The organism is Streptomyces sp. NBC_00704, assembly GCF_036226605.1.
Classification (GTDB): Bacteria; Actinomycetota; Actinomycetes; order Streptomycetales; family Streptomycetaceae; genus Streptomyces.
The window spans coordinates 2,687,817-2,708,275 of the sequence record NZ_CP109000.1; the positions used below are offsets into that span (position 1 = coordinate 2,687,817).

Below are 20,459 nucleotides of genomic sequence, written 5' to 3' on the forward strand. Positions count from 1 at the left end.
TTCCACGCGCTACGCGCTGCTCAGGCCACGAGCGCCGGGCGACGGAGGTCCGCGCGACCGGACACGCAGTCAGTAGGGCTTCAGTAGGGCTTCGGCAGGGGGCGGTAGGGGTTCAGTACGGGTGGACCCCTACCGGGGTCGCCGGGGCCGGGCCGTAGCCCGCGGCGATGCGCTGGTGGTAGGTCTGGCGGTCGATGACCTCCAGGCCGACGATCTCCCACGGGGGCAGTCCGGCGGTCTGGCGGTGCTCGCCCCACAGGCGCAGGGCGACCGCGGCCGCGTCGTGCAGGTCGCGGGCCTCCTCCCAGTACCGGATCTCGGCGTGGTCGCCCGCGTATCTGCTGGTCAGGAGGAAGGGATGGTCGTGGGCGAGCTGTTCGAGAGCGCGCCGGACCTCCTTCAGCGGAGCCCGCTCACCGGAGACGCTGAGGGTCACGTGCCACAGCCGGGGGACGTCCACCGGGTGCCCGCCCTTCGGCTCGGTCCTCTCCCGGGCCCGGTATGTCTCGCCGGCGGCCACGCTGGTCAGGGCCCGCTCCTCGCCGGGCGCACGCGCCGGCGCACCCGCCGTGCGCGACGCCGTCCCGCCGGCCCCGCCGGTACTCCCACGGGCCGCTGCCACCCCAGGGCGCACTCGTCTCACGACGGCCTCCTTCACGCAGCGCTCGTGCGGATCGTGTGCCGCGTTCGCCCACCGGACGCCCGCGGCCTGTCCCCGTGACGGACCCGTGGTCCGTCCCTGAGAACAAAGTTGAGCAGGCCGCACGGCTCCGTGGGGCGGTTTCACGGAACGTCCCCCACCGGTACGTTCCGTTCGAGCGGGTTTACGGGTGGAGGATCACCAGGTCGTCCCGGTGCACGACCTCGCGCTCGTACTCGGCGCCCAGTTCCCGCGCCAGTTCCCTGGTCGACCGCCCGATCAGCTGAGGGATCTCCTTGGCGTCGAAGTTGACGAGCCCGCGGGCGACCGCGCGCCCCCGGACGTCGCGCAGCTCGACGGGGTCGCCCGCGCTGAACTCGCCCTCGACGGAGGCGATCCCAGCCGGCAGCAGCGAGGTGCGCCGTTCGACGACCGCGCGCACCGCGCCGTCGTCCAGCGTCAGCGACCCCTGTGGGGTGGAGGCGTGCTGCAGCCACAGCAGCCGGTCGGCCGAGCGCTTGCCGGTGGCGTGGAAGAAGGTGCCGGTGTCCCCGCCGGCGAAGGCCTCGGCCGCGTGGACGGCGCTGGTGAGGACCACGGGGATGCCGGCGGCGGCCGCGATCCGGGCGGCCTCGACCTTGGTGACCATGCCGCCGGTCCCGACGCCCGCCTTGCCGGCGCTGCCGATCTCCACGTGGGCCAGGTCCTGCGGTGTCCGTACCTCGGCGATCCGCGAGGTGCCCGGCCTGCTGGGGTCGCCGTCGTAGACGCCTTCGACGTCGGACAGCAGGACCAGCAGGTCGGCGTGGACGAGGTGGGCGACGAGGGCGGCGAGCCGGTCGTTGTCGCCGAAGCGGATCTCGTCGGTGGCGACGGTGTCGTTCTCGTTGACGACCGGGAACGCGCCCATCGCGAGCAGTTCGTCGAGGGTGCGGGAGGCGTTGCGGTGGTGGGCGCGCCGGCTCATGTCGTCGCTGGTCAGCAGCACCTGCCCGACGCGGACGCCGTAGCGGGCGAAGGAGGCGGTGTAGCGGGCCACGAGCAGTCCCTGGCCGACGCTGGCGGCGGCCTGCTGGCGGGCGAGGTCCTTGGGGCGGCGGCGCAGGCCCAGCGGCGCGAGTCCGGCGGCGATGGCGCCGGACGAGACGAGGACGACCTCCTTCTCCCCTCCGCTGCGGCTCTTGGCGAGGACGTCGACGAGTGCGTCGACCCGGTCGGCGTCCAGGCCGCCGGCGGCGGTGGTCAGCGACGAGGAGCCGACCTTGACGACGATCCTGCGGGCCTCGCTCACAGCCTGCCTTGCCCCTGCCACCTTGTTCTGCGCTCCTCGCGATAGGCCACGGCTGTCCGCGGCTGCCCATGACTGTCCACGGCTGCCCACGGCTGTCCATGACGGCCCATGGCTGTCCGCGGCTCCACGGCTGTCCACGGCACGGCTGTCTTTCCGGCAATCTACGCGAACGGGGGCGCGGGTCGCGCGGCGGTTTCACTGCCCGGACGGGGCCGCCCGGGTAACGGTTCGCTCACGCTTTGCGTACGGCAAAGAGAAGGTGGCGGTTCCTCATGTGATGCGAAGAGAAGACAAATTTATTTTGAAGTTTGCGTGACCTACAGTTCGCCATGTGAAGCGCATACTCCTCCGATCGGGGAAGAGCCCCTTCGACGTCGTTCCGGTGGAGGAAGCCCTCCACCGCGACGTGATCGCCACCAACGCGGGCAACCTGATCTTCAGCGACGCCGCCCACAAGATCCTTCAGGCGCCGGACACCGAGGTCGTCTCGAACGGCATGCGGACGGACGTGAGCGCGGCGGCCCGGATCAACGAGGAGTACGACGCGTTCGTCGTGCCCCTCGCCAACGCCTTCCGGCCGACCTTCGAGCCGTCGCTGCAGCGGCTGACCCGGCTGATCGGGAAGCTGCGGATCCCGGTCGTGGTGCTCGGGGTCGGCGCGCAGGCGCCCCTGGGGCCGATCCCGGAGCGGCTGAAGGCGATGGAACCCAGTGTGCGGGCGTTCTGCGCGGCCGTGCTGGACCACAGCGCCTCCATCGGCGTGCGGGGCGAGTTCACCGAGAAGTACCTCAACGACATGGGCTTCCGCGACGTCGAGGTCATCGGCTGCCCCTCGATGTTCCTGTACGGCGACCGCCTCCCCGTGGAGAAGAAGGCGCCGGCGCTGACGGAGCAGTCGAGGATCGCCGTCAACGGCTCGCACACCGCGGTGCGCGGCGGCGGCCTGCACCGGATCATCGGCCATGCCCACGCCCGGTATCCGCACCTGCGCTACATAGGCCAGAACCTCACCGACGCGCGGCAGTTGCACTGGCGGGACGTGGACTCGCCGGCCGGCCGGATGACGCAGATGCCGACGCATCCGGACCACCCGATGTACCGCGAGGACAAGGTCCGGGTGTACGTGGACCCGTCGACCTGGATCGACGACCTGCGGGAGTTCGACTTCTCGTTCGGCTCGCGCATCCACGGCAACATCGCGGCGCTCCTGGCCGGGACGCCCGCCACCGTCCTCGCCTTCGACTCCCGCACGCTGGAGCTGTGCCGCTACTTCGAGATACCGCACCGCCTGCTCAGCGAGGCGCCCGAGGACCTCGACCCGGCGGCGCTGTACGAGGAGTCCGACTTCAGCGCCCTCACCGGCAACCACAAGGGCCGCTTCGACCGGTTCACGGCGTTCCTCGACCGCAACGGGCTGCGGAACACCTTCACCCACGGCGACGGCGGGGCCGCCTTCGACAAGCGGCTGCGTTCGCTGTCCTTCCCGCCGGGCGTGCGCCCCTGGAACGACGCCGACCTGGCCTCGCTGACCAGCCGGTTCGGCTGGCTTCAGCAGCGCATCGCCGAACTGGACTCCCACAACGCCCAGTTGAAGCGCGACCTGGCCAGGAGCCGGTCCGGGGCGAAGGGGGTCGCGGGCATTCCCGCCCCCTCGATCTACCGGCGCGCCCGACGCGTCGTGGGCGGTCCGCTGCGCCGCGCGCTGAAGCCCGCCAAGTAGGACGCCGGGCCGGACGCCCGGTGGACCGTCCGAGGAACGGGCCGGCGTGCCGGCCGGCGCCTCAGGCGGCCGCCGTGCCGCCCGGACGGGCCGGGCGGCGCATACGGCGCAACCTGCGGCGGACCTTGCGGACGAAGCCGCGCACGAGGGTCTCGGTGCCGTTCTTGCGCCATCCGGGGTACGCCTTGGCCTCGCGGGGCTCCGCCAGATAGATCCGGTCGGGGACGCCGGCCTCCGCGGAGCCGTAGTGCGGATAGGCCAGGTAGAGCTGGGTGCCGCGCTTCTTCAGGACGGGCTCCGGGCTGCTCTTGGCGCGGATGAACTCCAGGACGTCCACGAGGAGGTCGGCGCGCCCGCGGGCCACCAGCTCCAGGCGCAGCCGTTCGTGGACCAGGAGGCGCTGGGCGACCCCCTCGTTCCAGTAGGCGTCCATCAGCGGCCTGGCCAGCTCCAGCTTGGTACGCCGGGTCTCCTCGTCGTTCCTGAGGAAGACGGGCCCGAACTGCGGCAGCACGGTGACGAGGAACGGGCGCACCATGAGCACGTCACGCTTGGGGCCGGGCGGGACGAGCCGCTCCAGCAGGCCCATCAGGGCGCGCGCGGAGTCGAAGCGCAGGGTGTAACTGCCGCTCTTCGTCACGTGCTTGCCGTCGGTGCGGCCCACCAGGTAGTAGCAGGTGTAGTCGGCGACCACGGAGACCCCGTCGGCCCGCAGATAGGCCTCCATGGTGAACAGGGCGTCCTCGCCGGTCCACAGCGACTCGTCGAAGCGCATGCCGTGCCGCTCCAGGAACTCCCGGCGGAACAGCTTCTGCGCGCTGAGCGTGAACTTGATGTTGGACGAGTAGACGTCGGTGCGGTCGAGGGTCTCGCCCCACATCGACCGGGGCGGCTTGCGGTTGATGCCCTCGACCCGGCCGAGCACCACGTCCGTGCCGTTGCGGTCGGCCATGGCGACCATGCGCTCCAGGGCCTCGGCGCCCAGCCGGTCGTCGGCGTCGAGGAAGAAGACGTAGCGCCCGGTGGCCTTGGACAGGCCGACGTTGCGCGGGCCGCTGGGACCGCCGGAGTTGTCCTGGCGGATCACCGTGACGGTCATGGGGACGCGGGCGGCGAACTCCTCGAGGCAGTCCCCGGTGCCGTCCTGCGATCCGTCGTCGACGGCGATGACCTCGATGCGTGCCGGGTCCATGGTCTGGGCCTCGACCGACGCCAGGCAGTCCACCAGATACGGCATCGCTTCGTACGCCCCGATGACCACCGTGACGTCAGGCTGCGCAACGGTCACTGTTCCCTCTCACCACGCGACGGTTCCCCGGCACGGAAACGCTTTGGACACCCGGAAGACGACGGATGGACGGGACGGGTTGCCTGGCTCGCCACACGTGTTCCACATCACAGGATGCACCAAAGGCCGGGGCCCCGGAGAGTTCTCTCCGGGGCCCCGGCCCAGGGCGGTGCGCTGAGGGCCGTGCGCTGCGGGCCGTGCGCTGCGGGGGCGTGCGCCGTCAGGCGGCGGTGACGTCCTTGGTCCGTGCGGCCTCGGCGTCCTTGTCGGCGTCCGTCTCGCCGTCCGGCATGTCGTCCGGCGCGACCAGGAGGGACGCCTGGCCGACGTTGCGGGCCTCGGCCTTCAGCGCGAGATCGGCGACGGCGGTGTCGAACCGTTCGCGGGAGGTGGGCTCGTCGGATCCGAGCAGGTACTCCTTCAGCTCCTTGCGGTCCTTCGCCAGCGGGTCGCCGGCCGGGTCGCGGACGGCGTCCAGGAGCCGGTCCAGCTCGGCGGCGTCGTTGCCGAGGATCACGGCGGCGCGCACGGCGGTGTTCTGCCGCCTGAACTCCTCCGCGCCCAGCTCGGCGGAGTCCGTGACCGCGTACGGCTTGCCGCTCGCGATGAAGTCGGAGACGACGCTGGAGATGTCGGAGACCATCGCCTCGGACGCGTTGAAGCAGTCGTACAGACGCGGCGAGTCGCCGGTGATCACCCGGTGCTCGTAGGAGGGGAAGGAGCGCCAGTAGGTCTCGTTCCACTCGGCGCGCAGCCGGGCCGCCTCCTGGTGCCTGCGGACGTCGACGATGCCGTCGCGGCTGGTCACCGCCTCGTCGGCCCGCTCGTCGAAGGCGAGCGAGAGGGCGTCCAGGCGGGCCTTGAGCCGGTTCAGCTCGGCCTTGGCCCGGGACTGGGCCGCCGGGTCCGCGGTGAAGCGGGGGTCGCTCGCGCGCTGGGCGGCGGCCTTCTTGATCAGGGCGACGATCCGGCGGTGCGCGGCGCCGGCCTTGGCGTTGCGGGTGCCGGTGAACGGGTGCGGCTTGTACAGGACGCGGACCGGAGGGTCGGCGGCGACCAGCTTGCGCACGATGTTCTCGCCGGCCAGCAGCAGCGAGGTGTTGCCCGGGTTGTCGTCCCAGCCCTCCCAGGTGGGCGCGTACAGCACGGTCGGGATCCGGTCGGCGGGCACGCCGGCGCCCGGCCTGATGGACGCCAGCTGCGGGCGGCCGACCTCGACGACGTCCTCGTCGCGGATGCCGACGTCGGCGATGGCGTAGCGGTCGCGGCCCGCGCGGCCGGCGACCCACACCTCGTCGTAGACCTTGCTGAACGGGTTGACGCTGGCGGCCTTGTCGCTGTCGCCGTGGCCGATGAAGACGTGCTTCATGGTCGGCACGCGCAGCAGGTGGATGTTCTTGCCGACGTTCGCGCAGTACAGCGCGACCCGCACCATGGACAGGTCCAGGTTCATCAGGTGCACCCCCCCGGGCACGCAGACGACCGGGACCGACGTGGGCGCCATGTTCTCCAGGATGGCGCGCTCGCGCAGGATCACCAGCGGCCGCGCCTCCATCTGCTCCATGGTCTCCAGCCACATGTTGACCTGATAGGCGGAGTCGTCGGAGCCGGAGAAGTACAGGACCGTCTCGGGCCGGTACTCGCGCAGCCAGGCGCTGACGGTGGCCAGCACCTTGGGGGCCTTGGGCGGGAGCCGCCTGGCCCGCAGGTACGGCACCAGCGCGAGGACGTACAGCCCGCCCAGGCCGAGCGTGACGGCGACGCCGGCGAAGCCGGGGCGCACCGAGTCGCCCATCGCGACGACGAGCAGGCCCACGACGGCCGCCAGGTCGAGGTGGAGCATCTTCACCGTGGCGCGGTTGAGCAGCAGGCGCGGCGGGGCGTCCGGGATGCGCAGCCGGGAGGCCAGGTCGACGTTCCTCGTCGCGACCGGCATCTGGCGGCGCTTCCCGATCAGGGTGACCAGCGCGCCGTGCGGGGCCTGAAGGCCGAAGAACACCGTGAAGCACGCGATCGCCGCGTAGAAGACCGGTTCCTGCGAGAGGTCGAGTCTCGCCAGCAGCAGGATCAGCAGCAGCTCGCGCACCAGGAACCGGGTGGACACACCGGCTCGCACCTTGGACAACAGCCCGATGAGACGGCTGCGCCTGCGGTGGAGGTAGAGGTCCGCCAGGTAGGTCACGGCGGCCGCGACGGCGAAGGCGGGAGCGCTCGGGACGAGCGCGGTCGCCATGAGGCCGGGGTAGCCCAGCATCATGAGGACCGCCGCGGCCAGTTCGGCCGCGCTGCCCACCCGGGCTACGCGAATAGCGGTGGATATCACGGGGAAACCTGCTCTGGGAGGGGGCCGGTCATAGGTGCCTGAAAGTCCGGAAAATCCTTTTTGAAGGTTTCGGGAGTCTTACGGATTCAGGCCTCTGTGAATTCTCCGTAAATCGGGAGCCACAGAGGCCTGAAAATTCGATGGCTATTTGGCCTCGATTATGCCACGCCGTCCTGTCGGTCGAGGACCCCGGCAAGGGCCTGTTCGAAGTCGGAGGCCTTGCCGGCGGCGGCCGTCGGGTCCTGCTGGCGGACGTCGACGACATGCCCGGTGAGTTCGGAAAGCAGCACGTCGAGGGAGGTGCGGGCGACGGCTTCGGAGGACAGCAGGCTGCCCGCCGGCTCCTGCCCGAAGGCCTTCGTACGCATGGGGGTCGCGGTGCGTTCGGGGTTGACGCAGTTCACCCGGATGCCGTCACCGGCCCACTCGTCGGACAGCGCCTGGGTGAGATTCACCATGGCCGCCTTGGTCGAGGAGTACAGGCTGTACTCGGCGCGCCCGCGGGTGTAGCTGCTGGAGGTGTAGAGCAGCAATTGGCCCTTGGTCTCCGCCAGGTACTTGTAAGCCGAACGTGCGATCTGAACCGGCGCCAGGTAGTTGACCTTCAGCGCTTCCTCGATGGTCGCGTTGTCGGTCTCGGCCAGTTTGCCGATGCGCAGCACTCCGGCGGTGTTGACGACGTAGTCGACGCGGCCGGTCTCGCTGTAGGCCTTGGACAGGGCGTCGTCGACCTCCTCCGGGTTCTCCACGTGCGTGCCGGTGGTGGAGCGGCCGAGGGCGTAGACCCGGGCGCCGTAGGACTCGGCGAGCTCGGCGATGTCCTTGCCGATGCCGTACGAGCCGCCGAAGACGACCACGGTCCGGCCGGTGAGCAGCTCGCGGTAGACCTCCTCGCCCTTCTGCTCGGGGGTCGCGGAGGAGGCCAGCTGGAAGAGCTTGTCGGCGATGAAGACGTCGACGGGCTGAGTCACCTTCATGTTGTACTCGTCGCCCGCGACCACGTGGATCGGCACGTCCGGCAGGTAGCGCAGGACGACCGTGCAGTCGTCGGTGGCCTGGAAGTTGGGGTCGCCCGCCGCCACCTCGTAGGCCCGCCGGATGGTGGACAGCTTGAACGCCTGCGGCGTCTGGCCGCGGCGCAGCCGGGAGCGGTCCGGGATCTCGGTGATGAACTCGCCGTCCTCGCCGTGCGTGCGCGTGACGATGATGGTGTCCGCGGACGGAATGGCCACGTCGACGGCCTGGTAGCGCTCCAGGGCGGTGACGCAGTCGTCGATGACGCGCTGCGAGAGCAGGGGGCGCACGGCGTCGTGGAAGAGGACGTTGAGGTCCTCGCCCTCGGCCAGTCCCTCGCCCAGGGCCGCGATGGCGCGCTCGGTGGTCTCGTTGCGCGTGGCACCGCCCTCGATGACCGCCCGGACCTTCGTGAACCCGGCCTTGGCGACGATCTTCTCGACGTCGGGGACATAGCCGGGCGCCATCAGCACGATGATGTCATCGACCGAGGCCGCCTTCTCGAAGGTGGTCAGCGTGTGCTCGATGACTGCCTTGCCGGCGATCTTCAGCAACTGCTTGGGGATCGACAGACCCACCCGCTGGCCGGTGCCACCGGCCAGGATCACTGCGGTGGTACGGGGCTTGGCTATGCGCTGGGACACAGGGGACCTACCTTGGGGCGACAGGGACGGGGAAATGGTCCCACTTGCGGTTACCGCGATGCAAGGTGAGCGCCGTTCGCTGCAAATGTGCCCGCAACCCGGCATTCACCTTGCGACGCGGACGATTGTCGAGGCATCGGCGCGGCTTCCCTCGGATGCCCCGGGGAAATCCTGTGAGTTACTCCACAGAAGTAACGCATTGCCGATGCCGGGGGTGACGGGTGTGACTCTAACGGTCCCCGAGGGGCGCCCTGGTCACCGCCACCGCCGCGACGGCGCCGACGGCGCGGGCGGTCGCAGCGGGCCTCGTCGTCGGCCCCCGGCGCGGCGGGCTTCGGAAGGCGTTCGGGAGGCGGTTCCAGAGACGGCTCCGCAGACGGTTCCGGAGACGGTTCCGGAGACGGTTCCGGAGACGGTTCCGGAGACGGTTCCGGATCTTCACGTCCCGGCCGACGGTGCTGCACCTGTCCTTCATAAGCACGACACTCCACGGCGGGCCGCCCCGGAATTGTGCGGGTCCCCGCCGGGGCCGATATCAGTGAATTCCCTGTCGGAATTCCCGGGAATTCCTGTGCCGGCGCCCCCGCGAGAACACTCCACCGTGCGTGACACGCGGGTCACCGTAAACCGACGGGCGGGGCGGCGTCGCCGCGCGGGAACGGGAGGAGGGGTTTCCGAGGGCGCGCCGGGAGGAGCACCCACCGATATCCGTCCGGCGCCCACCACCGGTTCCGGTCCCCTGCCCGCTGGTCTCGTCCCGGCCCATGGAGGCTGGCCCCATCCCCGCCCGTGGAAACGGGCCGCTGCGGCCGGGCTCCCGTGGAAGCGGGCCGCCGCGGCCGTGCTCCCGGGAAACGGGCCGCCGCGGCCGTGCGGGAACGCGCCGAGGCAGGCGCCCGGGATCGGGTGCCTGCCTCGGTGGTGAAGGCGGGGGCGGGGATCAGAAGGGCTCGAAGCCCTCGAACTCCTGGGTCGCCTCGTCGCGTTCGGCCTGCTTGTCCCGGCGGCGCTGGGTCGCCGGACGCGGGGCCTCGAAGCGGTGGTCCTCGCCCCGGCGGCCGAGCATCTCGGCGCCGGCCGTGACGGACGGCTCCCAGTCGAAGACGACCGCGTTGTCCTCGGGACCGATGGCGACGCCGTCGCCGCCGCGGGCGCCCGCCTTCATCAGCGCGTCCTCCACGCCGAGGCGGTTGAGCCGGTCGGCGAGGTAGCCGACGGCCTCGTCGTTGTTGAAGTCGGTCTGGCGCACCCAGCGTTCGGGCTTCTCGCCCCGGACGCGGAACAGGCCGTCCTCCTCCAGCGAGACGGTGAAGCCGGTGTCGTCGACCGCCTTCGGGCGGATGACGACCCGGGTCGCCTCCTCCTTCGGCTTGGCCGCGCGCGCCGCGGCCACCATCTCGGCGATCGCGAAGGACAGTTCCTTCAGACCCGTGTGGGCGACCGCGGACACCTCGAAGACGCGGTAGCCGCGCGCCTCCAGGTCCGGGCGGACCATCTCGGCGAGGTCCTTGCCGTCCGGCACGTCGATCTTGTTGAGCACGACGAGGCGCGGCCGGTTGCCGAGGCCGCCGTACTGCTTGAGCTCCTCCTCGATGATGTCGAGGTCGGAGAGCGGGTCGCGCTCGGACTCCAGGGTCGCGGTGTCCAGCACGTGCACGAGGACGCTGCACCGCTCGACGTGGCGCAGGAACTCCAGGCCCAGCCCCTTGCCCTGGCTGGCGCCCGGGATCAGGCCCGGCACGTCGGCGATGGTGTAGACCGTGGAGCCGGCCGTGACCACGCCCAGGTTCGGGACGAGGGTGGTGAAGGGGTAGTCCGCGATCTTCGGCTTGGCGGCGGACAGGACGGAGATCAGCGAGGACTTGCCGGCGCTCGGGTAACCGACGAGTGCCACGTCCGCGACCGTCTTCAGCTCCAGCACGATGTCCTGGAGGCCGCCGGGCTCGCCGAGCAGCGCGAAGCCGGGCGCCTTGCGGCGGGCCGAGGCCAGCGCCGCGTTGCCGAGGCCGCCGCGGCCGCCCTGGGCGGCGATGTACGAGGTGCCGTGACCGACCAGGTCGGCCAGCACGTTGCCGGCCTTGTCCTGGACGACGGTGCCGTCCGGGACGGGCAGGATCAGGTCCTGGCCGTCCTTGCCGGACCGGTTGCCGCCCTCGCCGGGCTTGCCGTTGGTGGCGCTGCGGTGGGGCTTGTGGTGGTAGTCGAGGAGCGTGGTGACCGACTGGTCGACGACCAGGATCACATCGCCGCCACGGCCGCCGTTGCCCCCGTCGGGGCCGCCGAGCGGCTTGAACTTCTCACGGTGGACGGAGGCACAGCCGTGGCCTCCGTTACCCGCGGCGACATGCAGTTCGACGCGGTCCACGAAGGTGGTCATCTGGGTGCCTCCAGCACTGGCTACAAAACGAAACGTACGTATCTGTCTACTGCGTAACACGCGAAAGGCGGACCCGCCTTCCCGCACGGGAAGTGAGGTCCGCCTCGCGAAAGCTTCCGATCAGGCGACCGGAACGATGTTCACGACCTTGCGGCCACGGTGCGTGCCGAACTCCACCGCACCGGCGTTCAGCGCGAACAGCGTGTCGTCGCCGCCACGGCCGACGCCCGCGCCGGGGTGGAAGTGCGTACCGCGCTGGCGGACCAGGATCTCACCCGCGTTGACGACCTGACCGCCGAAGCGCTTCACGCCGAGCCGCTGGGCATTGGAGTCGCGACCGTTCCGGGTGGACGATGCGCCCTTCTTGTGTGCCATGTCTCCTCAGTCCCTTACTTCGCAGCCGCGGGGATCTCAGTGACCTTGATCGCCGTGTACTGCTGGCGGTGGCCCTGACGACGGCGGTAACCGGTCTTGTTCTTGTAGCGAAGGATGTCGATCTTGACGCCCTTGTGGTGGTCCACGACCTCGGCCTGGACCTTGATGCCGGCCAGCACCCACGGGTCGCTGGTCACAGCGTCGCCGTCGACAACGAGCAGGGTCGAGAGCTCGACCGTGTCGCCAACCTTGGCAGTGGAAATCTTGTCAACCTCAACGATGTCGCCGACAGCAACCTTGTGCTGGCGACCACCGCTGCGCACGATGGCGTACACGCGGATCTCACTCTCTCGCTCTGGGACGGCATCCCCGCAGTCCAGCCACCCGGGAACGAACACGGACGGCCTCTCCCGGCCACCTAGGTACCGGTACCCGGGAGGAAGAGGGTTTACGGAGATGTGGCACGTCAACCGACACGCCGAGGGACCAGGCTACGGGGCCCGGCTTGAGGGGTCAAACCGGGCCCCGGAGCATGGCTCGACGGCCTACGAGCTCAGCCCTGGGCCGCAGCGCGGAGCTGCCCCATGAGGGACCAGTAGACCGACCTGTCCGAGTCCTCCAGATTCGCGACCTCGCCGTGCCCCCCGAGGAAAAGAGGGGCCTTGAAGCCCACGCAGCGTCGCGGCGGAGTGGGAACGGCGTGTTCTGCGGTCCATTCCGCGTAGAGGTCTGCACCGAGGAATGTGTCCGGGTCCCCGAGGAACTCGTCGTCGAGGAGGGCCGGCAGCCCGCAGTCGATCTCGAACGCTTCCCCCGACCCCACCTCGAACAGCAGGAAGGACGCCTGGTCCCCCGTGCTCCGCAGGAGGTCGATCGCGTACTGGCGCCCGAGCCAATCCTGGGCCAGCGGCGCGATACGCCCGCGGAACTCGGGAAAGGCCTCCAGGATCAGCTGTGCGACCTCCTCGGCCTCCTCCGGCGTGTGCACGTAGAGGATGCCGTCGCCGAAGGACGAGCCCGCGCCCACTTCCAGAAGCTCGGTGTACCCGCTGAGCGAGGCGAGCCGCTCGTTGCGGGCGGCGACCACCGAGGGAGCGTTGTCCGGCGGGTACTGCCGGAGGAAATTCTCGTACAAGGCGACTCCTGGTCGTATGCGCGTCCGCCGTCGGCCCCGGTCGACCGGGGCCGACGGCGGGCCGGGTCTATGTCGGGTCACATATGGTGACGCTGCATATTCGGGTACCCATCGGCAGGTTCTTGATCTTGCCGGCGATCTGCGATCCGAGACTGCTGTTCACACTTCCGTCGAGCGGTCCCAAGTTATCGAGCGTATCCGTACCGCCCAACTGCAGATCCTGCAGGTGGTCGCCGTGGTAGCCGTCTGGGACGGTGGTGCCCGCCTTACGGAGTCGGCTCGCCGCCGAGCCCTTCTCGATACGCACCGACTTCGTCTTCACCAACTTGCCGTCCTCGGCGAGCTGGTTCAGATGCGCGACCTTCGCGTCGGCCTCGGCTCGCTGCGTTTCGTCCCAGCCTTCCTTGTACTTGAGCTCGAGCGTGTCGCAGTTGTGCACCAGGACCGGCGTCGAACCTGCGGCCACGTAGTAGGAGTGGATCCCGGTGATTGTGAGGTCGTGGGTGCGCTGGCGCTGTTCGAAGTGACGTACGGCCGTGAGCTCGACCGTGTCGCCGGAGGGAGTACGCAGCCTCATGCCGGGCCGGAGGTCGCCCGCCTTGATCCACGCGCTCTTCGACGCGACCCAGAACGGATGGGTAATCGTGGCGATCAGAGCTTCCGGCTTACCGGACCTACCCTTGATCGTGGGGTCGGCGAAGGACTTGTCGTCCTGCGTGACGATCGTGCCCGCGACCTCGCGCACGGTCGTCTTGCCGGTCTTGGCATCGGTGACGACGACCTTGTCGCCGAGTTTCACCTTCTCGATCGCCTTGGACGAGCCGTTCGCCAGCAGGACCTTCGTTCCAGGAAGGAAGCTGTGGCACTCGGGTTCGTCGAGCTTCTTTCGTTTCTTGAGGGCCGCCGCGGCCTTCTTTCTGACCTCGGCGAGTTTCTCCGCCGCCTTGGACAGGCCCAGCTTGGCCCGGCCCACCGCCTTGTTGGCGTTCCACAGGCCCTTGACCCCGCCGATCATGTCCTTGACCAGGCCGGTGACCCGCTTGGCGAGCTTGATGCCCTTGGCCCACTTCCAGGGCGCCCCGTACTTGGCGAGGATCTTGCCCGCCAGGCCGCCCGCGAAGCTTCCGGCGATGTTGAGCAGCGTCTCGCCGCAGGCCCCGACGTCGCCGCTGGAGATGCAGTCCAGGGCCGCGTCCACGCCCAGGATGTCCCGGGCGATCTTGATCAGGGCCTTGCCCGCGGACTTGATGCGCTGCCGGGCGGACGCCTGCTGCTGCTGCTGCTGCGCCACCGCGACGTCACTGGACGCCTTGCTGACGTCGGACTGCGCCTTGGAGACTTCCGGGTCCGCATTGGTGACCGTTATTCCGCCGCGGCACTCGATCAGGCCCTCACGGCACTCCGGGACGATCATGCCGCTGGGGTCGGCGTGCGTGACCGGGGAGTTGTTGGCGTAGGCGTAGCCGTTGATCTGCTGCGGCTGGGTGTAGTCGATGACCGGGTCCACCGAGATGAACTTGCCGATCGCCGAGTCGTACTCCCGCGCTCCGAGGTGGGTCAGGCCGGTAGAGGCGTCGATGGTGCCGCCGACGTACCCCTTCTCCCCCGGCCAGACACCGGTCTTCTCGCCGCGGTCGACACCGAACGGGTCGAAGCGGCGCTGCGAGATCGCACCGGTCACGGAGTCGATCGCCAGTTCACCGGTGCCGTGGTGGTCGGAGGCGACGAACGAGACCTTCGCCGCGGTGCGGACCGCGACGGTCTGCCCGGCGTACCCGTAGTAGCGCGTGGTCTCCTTCTTGGTGCCGTCGGCCGACAGCTTCAGCTCGGTGCCCGGCAGGTAGACCGTCGCCCCGGAGGGGTCCTTGCGCACCAGACGGTTGCCGTCGGCGTCGTACACGTAGCTCGTCTTCGAGCCGTTCGCCTTGATGACCTCGTTGACCTTGCCGGTGCCGGTCCAGTGCGGCGACTCAGTTCGGCGGCAGCCGCGTCCGACTTGGCTACGGCCAGTTCCCACTGTTGGCGGCGACGTGGTAGCGGACCTGGACGCGGTTGGCATTGGCGCCCGGCAGGGACAGCACCGTCTGTGTCTTCTCCGCGTCCAGCGACGTGAGTTGGGCGCGAGCGGTCACCGTGAAGCCGGTGTTCCCGGTGACCGGGGCAGTGGCGGTGGGCGTGTAGTCGCCGTCACCGTCGAGGGGCAGGTTGCCGTCGCCCACCAGAGCGGCATTGTCGAAAGGGTCGGCAGGCTTGTAGACCTTGGCATCACCCGCCAGGGTCAGCGCTTGGCCGCCGCCGACCTCCGGTGAGACTCCGCCGGTCGCGTCGTCCAGTTGGCAGTAGCCAGTAGCCCCGGCGTTCCGGTTCGACGGTCATCAGATCGGCGACTTCGGCCGGTGGCAGGACCCGGTCGAACACGCGGCCCTCGGCATCCTGGCCGCCCCCCGGCCCGGACACCAAAAGTCACCATCCCCGTACCGTCGGTCGACGGTCACCGATCTTTCGCGGATCTCCCGCTCGTCGCCGGGAATGCATGTCCGAGTTCATCCCATTCACTGGATCACAGTTTCATCACAGATGTGTTGGGCACCTCGCCGAATACCCCATCTCGCCCCCACATGCCCCAATTAACGCCTCCGCACAGTTCGGTTCAGCTTCTTTACTGGTCCAGGGAGTTCAAAGGCCGCACAGAACATTCACCGTTGTGCGGCCCGGCGTGGCCCATCAACACCCGTGGGGGGTAGGCAAGTTCATGGCTGGTAAAAGACGTGTCGAGCTGGGGCGCAGGCGGTTCATTCGGGTGGCCGGCGGTTCGGTCGCCGGGGCGGCCGTGGTGGGTGGGGGGACCTTCACCGCGCTGGCCACGGGAATCCTCGACTCGCCCCCCGAGAACCTGATCGACGGAGTGCCGCGCTCGCTCGTGCTGAGCCTTCCCGACGCCCCCGGCAGCGTCCAGCCGCCGGCGCCGGAACTGCCGGACCAGCTCGCGAACGGTGTGATCAAGCCGCCGAGCCCGGGCACCCGGATCCCCTACACCGGCGGCACTCCGGACCCCGACGAGGGCTCCGTGCCGACCAAGCTGCCGTTCGACTTCAAGACGTCCGGCTACCAGCTCGACCACGAGCTGCCCGAGTACATGCGGCCCTGGCGCGACCGGCCCACCACCTGGTCGAACGTCACGCCCAACACCGAGAACGTCTACCTCGACGCCGAAGGCGCGGTCCAGTACCGGCCCGACCGCAACACCCCGGGCTACGACCAGCCCGTCACCCAGATCCAGTTCGGGCTCGGCTGCGTCTCCAGCTACCGCACCGCGACCGACCCCACCCGCAAGGCGCTGTTCCTGGAGCGCGCCAAGGCGCAGGCGAAGCGGCTCATCGACAAGCGCGTGGAGACGCGCGGCGCCTGGTACTTCCCGTATCCCTTCGACTGGTTCCATCCCGAGCACAGCGGCGTCACCTACAAGGCGCCCTGGTACTCCGGGATGGCGCAGGGCGAGTCGATCAGCCTGTTCATCCAGCTGTCGCAGCTGGACGGGGTGACCGAGGAGGAGCGCAAGCTCTACCGGGCCGCGGCGGACGGCGCGTTCGCCTCGCTGCTGCGCGGCGACAACGCCAAGCCGTGGGTGGTGAACCGGGACAAGGACGGTTACCTGTGGATCCAGGAGTACCCGGGCGCCACCCCCGGCACCGGTGACTACACGTTCAACGGGATGATCTTCGCCACCTTCGGCGTCTGGGACTACTACATGGCCACCGGCAACGAGCTGGCCCTCAAGCTCTACGACGGCGCCGTCACCACCATCCGCGACCACTTCCCGCGGCTGCGTCAGGCGAAGTGGCTCTCGTACTACTGCAACACCCACCGCGTGCCGACCAAGGGCTACCACCAGCACCACATCAACCTGTTCCGCCAGCTCCACTGGCAGACCGGCAGTCCCGCCTTCGCCGACCGGCAGGACACGCTGATCAACGACTACCCCTCGGCCCAGAACCTCCCGGCCGGCTCGGTCGTCGCGTTCGCCGCGGGCACGCACTCGCTGTACCAGCTGAAGACGCAGGGCGCCCCCCTGTACGGCTGGTCGCCGACGATGAACGACGCCCAGAAGGCGACCAAGAAGGTGACCTTCACCAAGGCCACCCAGGCTCCCGTGGACGTCCGCCGCCGCATCTACGGGCGGGGGATCTACTACCGCATCAGCGCCGGCGCCTACGCGGGCTGGTGGGTCGGGGAGTACTACCCGAACGTGTTCCTGCGCGGAGTGCACCTGCCGACCACCTACCGGCCGAACCGCACGGCCACCTTCCCGGCCAACGTCTCCATCACCGCGATCAAGTTCGGCAGTGACGGCAAGACGGGCACCACGAAGACGGTGAAGTTCGCCAAGAGCTCCAAGGCCCCCTTCGACCAGCGGGCCATCGTCAACGGGCGGCCCATGTTGCGCATCACGGCCGGCGGACTGACCGGGTACTGGGTGCCGAACGGGCCGGTGCTGGCCGACAGCTGACCGGGCGGGCGCACCGGACGGCAGCCGTGCCGTCCGGTGCGCCCGCGCGTGGGCCGCGGCCCCGTCCTACCGGGCGCCCGGCCCGCGCGCAGGCCTCGTCCCCCGGGCCCCGTATGCTCGCCGGGCGAAGCCCCACACCGGAAGGCGAAGAAGTGAACTACAGGGTCCAGCCCAGCGCGCAGGTCGACGACAGTGCCGAGATCGGCGCCGGGAGCAGCGTCTGGGACCTCGCTCAGATCCGCGAGGGCGCGCGCCTCGGCGAGGGCTGTGTGATCGGCCGTGGCGCCTATGTCGGCTCGGGCGTGCACATGGGCGACAACTGCAAGCTGCAGAACTACGCGCTGGTCTACGAGCCGGCCGAGCTGGGCGACGGTGTCTTCATCGGTCCGGCCGTGGTGCTCACCAACGACCACAACCCGCGTTCCGTGGACCCGGACGGCAAGCAGAAGCGCGGCGGCGACTGGGAGGCCGTCGGCGTGCGGATCGCGGACGGCGCGTCCGTGGGGGCCCGTGCCGTGTGCGTCGCGCCGATCACCATCGGCCGCTGGGCGATGGTCGCCGCCGGCGCCGTCGTCACCAAGGACGTGCCGGACTTCGGCCTGGTCGTCGGCGTCCCCGCGCGGCAGGTCGGCTGGGTCGGCAAGGCCGGCGTCAAGCTGGTCGAGCGCGCGGGCGAGTCCGGTGTGTGGGAGTGCCCGCGCAGCGGCGAGCTGTACGACGAGAAGGACGGCGTGCTGGTGGAGCGCGACGCACCCGACGCCCGCGACGCTCGCTAGGCCTGCTCCCCCGCCCGGCGGCGGCACCCGGCTCTCCCTCCGGCTCTTCCCGGCTCTCCCTCCGGGTTCCGGGTTCCGGGCTCCGGGCTCCGGGCCCCTGGCTTTCGCCGCCGCCTCCCGGCCGTACGGAAAAAGGTTTCGGCCGCGTCCTGTCGGACGCGGCCGAAACCTTTTTTCCTGCGGGTTGTCCTACGGGTGCGGGCGTTACGCCTGCTCGCCCAGCAGCAGCCGGTCGAACTCCCGGCTCACCACCGACCAGTCCCACATCTCCAGCGCGTGCTCGGCGGCCGGCTCCGTCGCCGCGCGCCAGGTGTCCTCGGTGGCCGTGAGCTTGAGGATCCGCTCGGCGGCCTCCTCCGGCGTCGAGACGACCCACTCGCCCGGGAACAGCGTGCGGGGCCCGTTCTCCAGCGAGGCGAAGAACGGCCAGTCGCGGACGACCGGGAGCGCGCCGCTGGCCGTGCCCTCGACCAGGCCGCAGTGGAAGCTCTCACGGACCGAGCTGCTCAGGATGACGCCGACCTCGGTGAGCGCCGCCGGCACGTCGTCCGTCTGGCCCACCAGGTGCACGGCGCCGGCCGCCCGCAGCTCCTCCAGGTCCGCCTGGAGCAGGTCGTCGTAGGCGCGGACGGCCGCGCCCGCCTTGCGGGGCAGGCCCTCGCCGATGACGACGAGGCGGTAGCGCTCGTCCTTCTCGCGCAGCAGCCGCAGCACCCGCACCGCCCAGCGCGGGTCCTTGGCCACGGCGCTGACGCCGACCAGGCCCAGGGTGAAGCGGGCTTCGGGGCCGGCCTTCGGCCGCTTGAACGGCAGGAGGTCCATGGCGTTGGGGACGACGTGCGTGGTGGCGGTGTCCGGTCCGGCCAGCTGCGGCAGGACCTTCTCCACCACCTCGCGCAGGTGCTCGCTGACCAGGATCAGGTCGTCGACGCGGGTGAAGTCCACCACGTGCGGCCAGAAGGCGAACGCCTCGTAGCTGTGCAGGCGGACGACCATGCGGGTGGTGCCGGGGTCCACGGCGGTGAAGATGCCCGCGGCGTTGGTGCACCAGTCGACGAAGACGGTGTCCGCCCAGTCCAGGTGGGGCCGCAGCGCCTCCTCGACCTTGTCGTGGAAGGCGGGCTGGCCGCCCAGCGCGTGCTCCATGATCCGCTTGATGCCGCGGACCAGCGGCCGCAGCTTCTCGTCCTCGTTGACGTCGAGGTAGCGGATCTCGACGTCGGGGTGGTTCTCGTAGCGGTCCCTGATCGCCTTCAGGAAGGCCGCGTTGGCGTACGTGGTGACCAGCAGCCGCAGCGGCCGGCCGGCCGGCGCCCCGGCGGCCGGGAGCGCGCGTCCGCGCGGCGCGGACAGCGCCTTGAACGCGGCGTTCTCGCGGAACGGCGCCAGGTAGGCGTCGGGGTCGTCGGCCATCGGCGAGGACACCCCGTCGAAGTGCAGACCGCGGTTGAACGCGAGGGCGAACGCCGTGGAGAGCTGGTCGGCGGCCGCCGCGAGGTCCTTCTTCTTGAACCGCTGCTCGGCGATGGCCAGCGCGGCCCGGATCGCCTTGTCGCGCAGCTTGGGGTCGTCGTGGCCGCGGGCCAGGTCGGCGCGGGCGGCGTCCGCCAGCAGGGCCGCGCTGAGCTTGCGGTTGTTGATCCGCTCGGCGGCCTGGTTCAGCACCATCGTGGCACCGGTCTTGCGGCCGCCCTTGGCCATGCTCAGGCTGACCCGGCGGGCCAGCTTGGCGCGCATCGCGTCCGGCACGCGCGGTGCGACGACCGCGGTCCGCCACGCCTTGGCGCCGATCGAGGTGCGCATCACGGCGGGCGACGAGGCCCGGCGCAGCACGGCGCCCGCGCTGTGCCGCACGCCGCGCTTGGTGGAGCGCAGGGTGACGGCCGGGGACGGGACGGTGCGGACGGCGTCGCGCAGCACGTAGTGCATCGGGCGCTCGCCGCGGGCCTGGAGGGCGCGCAGGCCGGGCGCGACGCCGAAGACGGCGTCGGCGCGCCGGTTGCGCTCGGCGAGCCGCCAGACGGTGTAGACGCCGTGCGCGTCGAGCGCGACCAGCACCTGCGACCGGCGGGCGTTGCGCAGGACCCAGCGGTTGCGTTCCGCGCTCGCCCAGGTCCGGCGGGCGGGGGGCAGTTTGGCGACGCGCTTGGCGAAGGCGTCGCCCCGCTCGGCGGCCGACTCGGTGAGCGAGCAGACGTCGGCGGCGTCGAGGACGCCGTCCACCGCCTCACGGTCGAAGTAGCCGGCCAGCCGCACCGTCGCTCCCGCGGCCCGGAACTGTTCGACGGCGGCTTTCAGCATCGAGAGCGTCGGCGCCGTGCCGGCGATCAGGAGTACGTGGGTCATGCGAGGAGGTCCTCCACCTGTTC

The 20,459-nt window shown here is 70.3% G+C and carries 15 protein-coding genes; 3 read left to right on the forward strand and 12 right to left on the reverse strand.

The features are described from left to right. Positions 1-112: 112 nt before the first annotated feature. The gene (locus OG802_RS11820; RefSeq protein ID WP_329409799.1) at positions 113-643 is read right to left on the reverse strand and encodes a hypothetical protein; all 531 of its coding nucleotides are present in this window, start codon (positions 641-643) and stop codon (positions 113-115) included. 181 nt (positions 644-824) lie between these two features. Further along, the gene (gene proB, locus OG802_RS11825; RefSeq protein ID WP_329417029.1) at positions 825-1,931 is read right to left on the reverse strand and encodes a glutamate 5-kinase; all 1,107 of its coding nucleotides are present in this window, start codon (positions 1,929-1,931) and stop codon (positions 825-827) included. Between the two features lie 331 nt (positions 1,932-2,262). On the opposite strand from proB, the gene OG802_RS11830 reads away from it, so the two are divergent. After that, positions 2,263-3,651 carry a polysaccharide pyruvyl transferase family protein gene (locus OG802_RS11830; protein ID WP_329409801.1) on the forward strand — a complete coding sequence of 463 codons (1,389 nt, stop codon included), beginning with the start codon at positions 2,263-2,265 and terminating at the stop codon, positions 3,649-3,651. Between the two features lie 61 nt (positions 3,652-3,712). Here the strand turns inward: OG802_RS11830 and OG802_RS11835 are convergent, their stop codons facing one another. The 9 genes from OG802_RS11835 to OG802_RS11875 all read right to left on the reverse strand — a co-directional run bounded on the left by OG802_RS11835 (position 3,713) and on the right by OG802_RS11875 (position 15,026). Further along, positions 3,713-4,939 carry a glycosyltransferase family 2 protein gene (locus tag OG802_RS11835; RefSeq protein WP_329409802.1) on the reverse strand — a complete coding sequence of 409 codons (1,227 nt, stop codon included), beginning with the start codon at positions 4,937-4,939 and terminating at the stop codon, positions 3,713-3,715. A 220-nt stretch (positions 4,940-5,159) separates the two neighbouring features. Then, on the reverse strand, positions 5,160-7,262 hold the full coding sequence (locus tag OG802_RS11840) for a hypothetical protein (RefSeq protein ID WP_329409804.1): 2,103 nt from the start codon (positions 7,260-7,262) through the stop codon (positions 5,160-5,162). Between the two features lie 158 nt (positions 7,263-7,420). Next, entirely contained in the window at positions 7,421-8,920 is a 1,500-nt protein-coding gene (locus OG802_RS11845; protein ID WP_329409807.1) for a bifunctional cytidylyltransferase/SDR family oxidoreductase, read from the reverse strand. A gap of 940 nt (positions 8,921-9,860) precedes the next feature. Continuing rightward, a complete protein-coding gene (gene obgE / locus OG802_RS11850) occupies positions 9,861-11,297 on the reverse strand; it encodes a GTPase ObgE (protein ID WP_329409809.1) in 1,437 nt (478 codons plus the stop codon). Between the two features lie 120 nt (positions 11,298-11,417). Continuing rightward, positions 11,418-11,672 (reverse strand): 50S ribosomal protein L27, encoded by a 255-nt coding sequence (gene rpmA, locus OG802_RS11855; RefSeq protein WP_007381992.1) that lies wholly within the window; start codon positions 11,670-11,672, stop codon positions 11,418-11,420. Between the two features lie 14 nt (positions 11,673-11,686). Further along, positions 11,687-12,007: a 50S ribosomal protein L21 gene (gene rplU, locus OG802_RS11860; protein ID WP_007381993.1), complete on the reverse strand. Its 321-nt coding sequence runs from the start codon at positions 12,005-12,007 to the stop codon at positions 11,687-11,689. 218 nt (positions 12,008-12,225) lie between these two features. After that, positions 12,226-12,807 (reverse strand): hypothetical protein, encoded by a 582-nt coding sequence (locus OG802_RS11865; protein ID WP_329409811.1) that lies wholly within the window; start codon positions 12,805-12,807, stop codon positions 12,226-12,228. Positions 12,808-12,874: 67 nt separating this feature from the next. After that, positions 12,875-14,824: a polymorphic toxin-type HINT domain-containing protein gene (locus tag OG802_RS11870; RefSeq protein ID WP_329409813.1), complete on the reverse strand. Its 1,950-nt coding sequence runs from the start codon at positions 14,822-14,824 to the stop codon at positions 12,875-12,877. Next, a complete protein-coding gene (locus OG802_RS11875) occupies positions 14,808-15,026 on the reverse strand; it encodes a hypothetical protein (protein ID WP_329409814.1) in 219 nt (72 codons plus the stop codon). Before OG802_RS11875 ends, OG802_RS11870 begins: the two co-directional genes overlap by 17 nt. A 533-nt stretch (positions 15,027-15,559) precedes the next feature. Here OG802_RS11875 and OG802_RS11880 point away from each other — a divergent pair. Both OG802_RS11880 and OG802_RS11885 read left to right on the forward strand, forming a co-directional pair. Continuing rightward, positions 15,560-17,314, forward strand: coding sequence for a D-glucuronyl C5-epimerase family protein (locus OG802_RS11880; RefSeq protein WP_329409816.1), 1,755 nt, complete (start codon positions 15,560-15,562; stop codon positions 17,312-17,314). A 152-nt stretch (positions 17,315-17,466) separates the two neighbouring features. Continuing rightward, positions 17,467-18,090, forward strand: a complete 624-nt coding sequence (locus OG802_RS11885; RefSeq protein WP_329409817.1) for an acyltransferase — start codon at positions 17,467-17,469, stop codon at positions 18,088-18,090. 204 nt (positions 18,091-18,294) lie between these two features. On the opposite strand, the gene OG802_RS11890 is transcribed toward OG802_RS11885, so the two are convergent. Then, positions 18,295-20,436 (reverse strand): glycosyltransferase, encoded by a 2,142-nt coding sequence (locus OG802_RS11890; RefSeq protein ID WP_329409819.1) that lies wholly within the window; start codon positions 20,434-20,436, stop codon positions 18,295-18,297. Positions 20,437-20,459 lie beyond the last annotated feature (23 nt).

What these genes read in the sequence shown, in the direction of transcription:
- obgE (WP_329409809.1), bottom strand. Translation starts at nt 11,297, where the DNA reads ATGACCACCTTCGTGGACCGCGTCGAACTGCATGTCGCCGCGGGTAAC.
- rpmA (WP_007381992.1), bottom strand. Translation starts at nt 11,672, where the DNA reads ATGGCACACAAGAAGGGCGCATCGTCCACCCGGAACGGTCGCGACTCC.
- OG802_RS11890 (WP_329409819.1), bottom strand. Translation starts at nt 20,436, where the DNA reads ATGACCCACGTACTCCTGATCGCCGGCACGGCGCCGACGCTCTCGATG.
- OG802_RS11880 (WP_329409816.1), top strand. Translation starts at nt 15,560, where the DNA reads ATGGCTGGTAAAAGACGTGTCGAGCTGGGGCGCAGGCGGTTCATTCGG.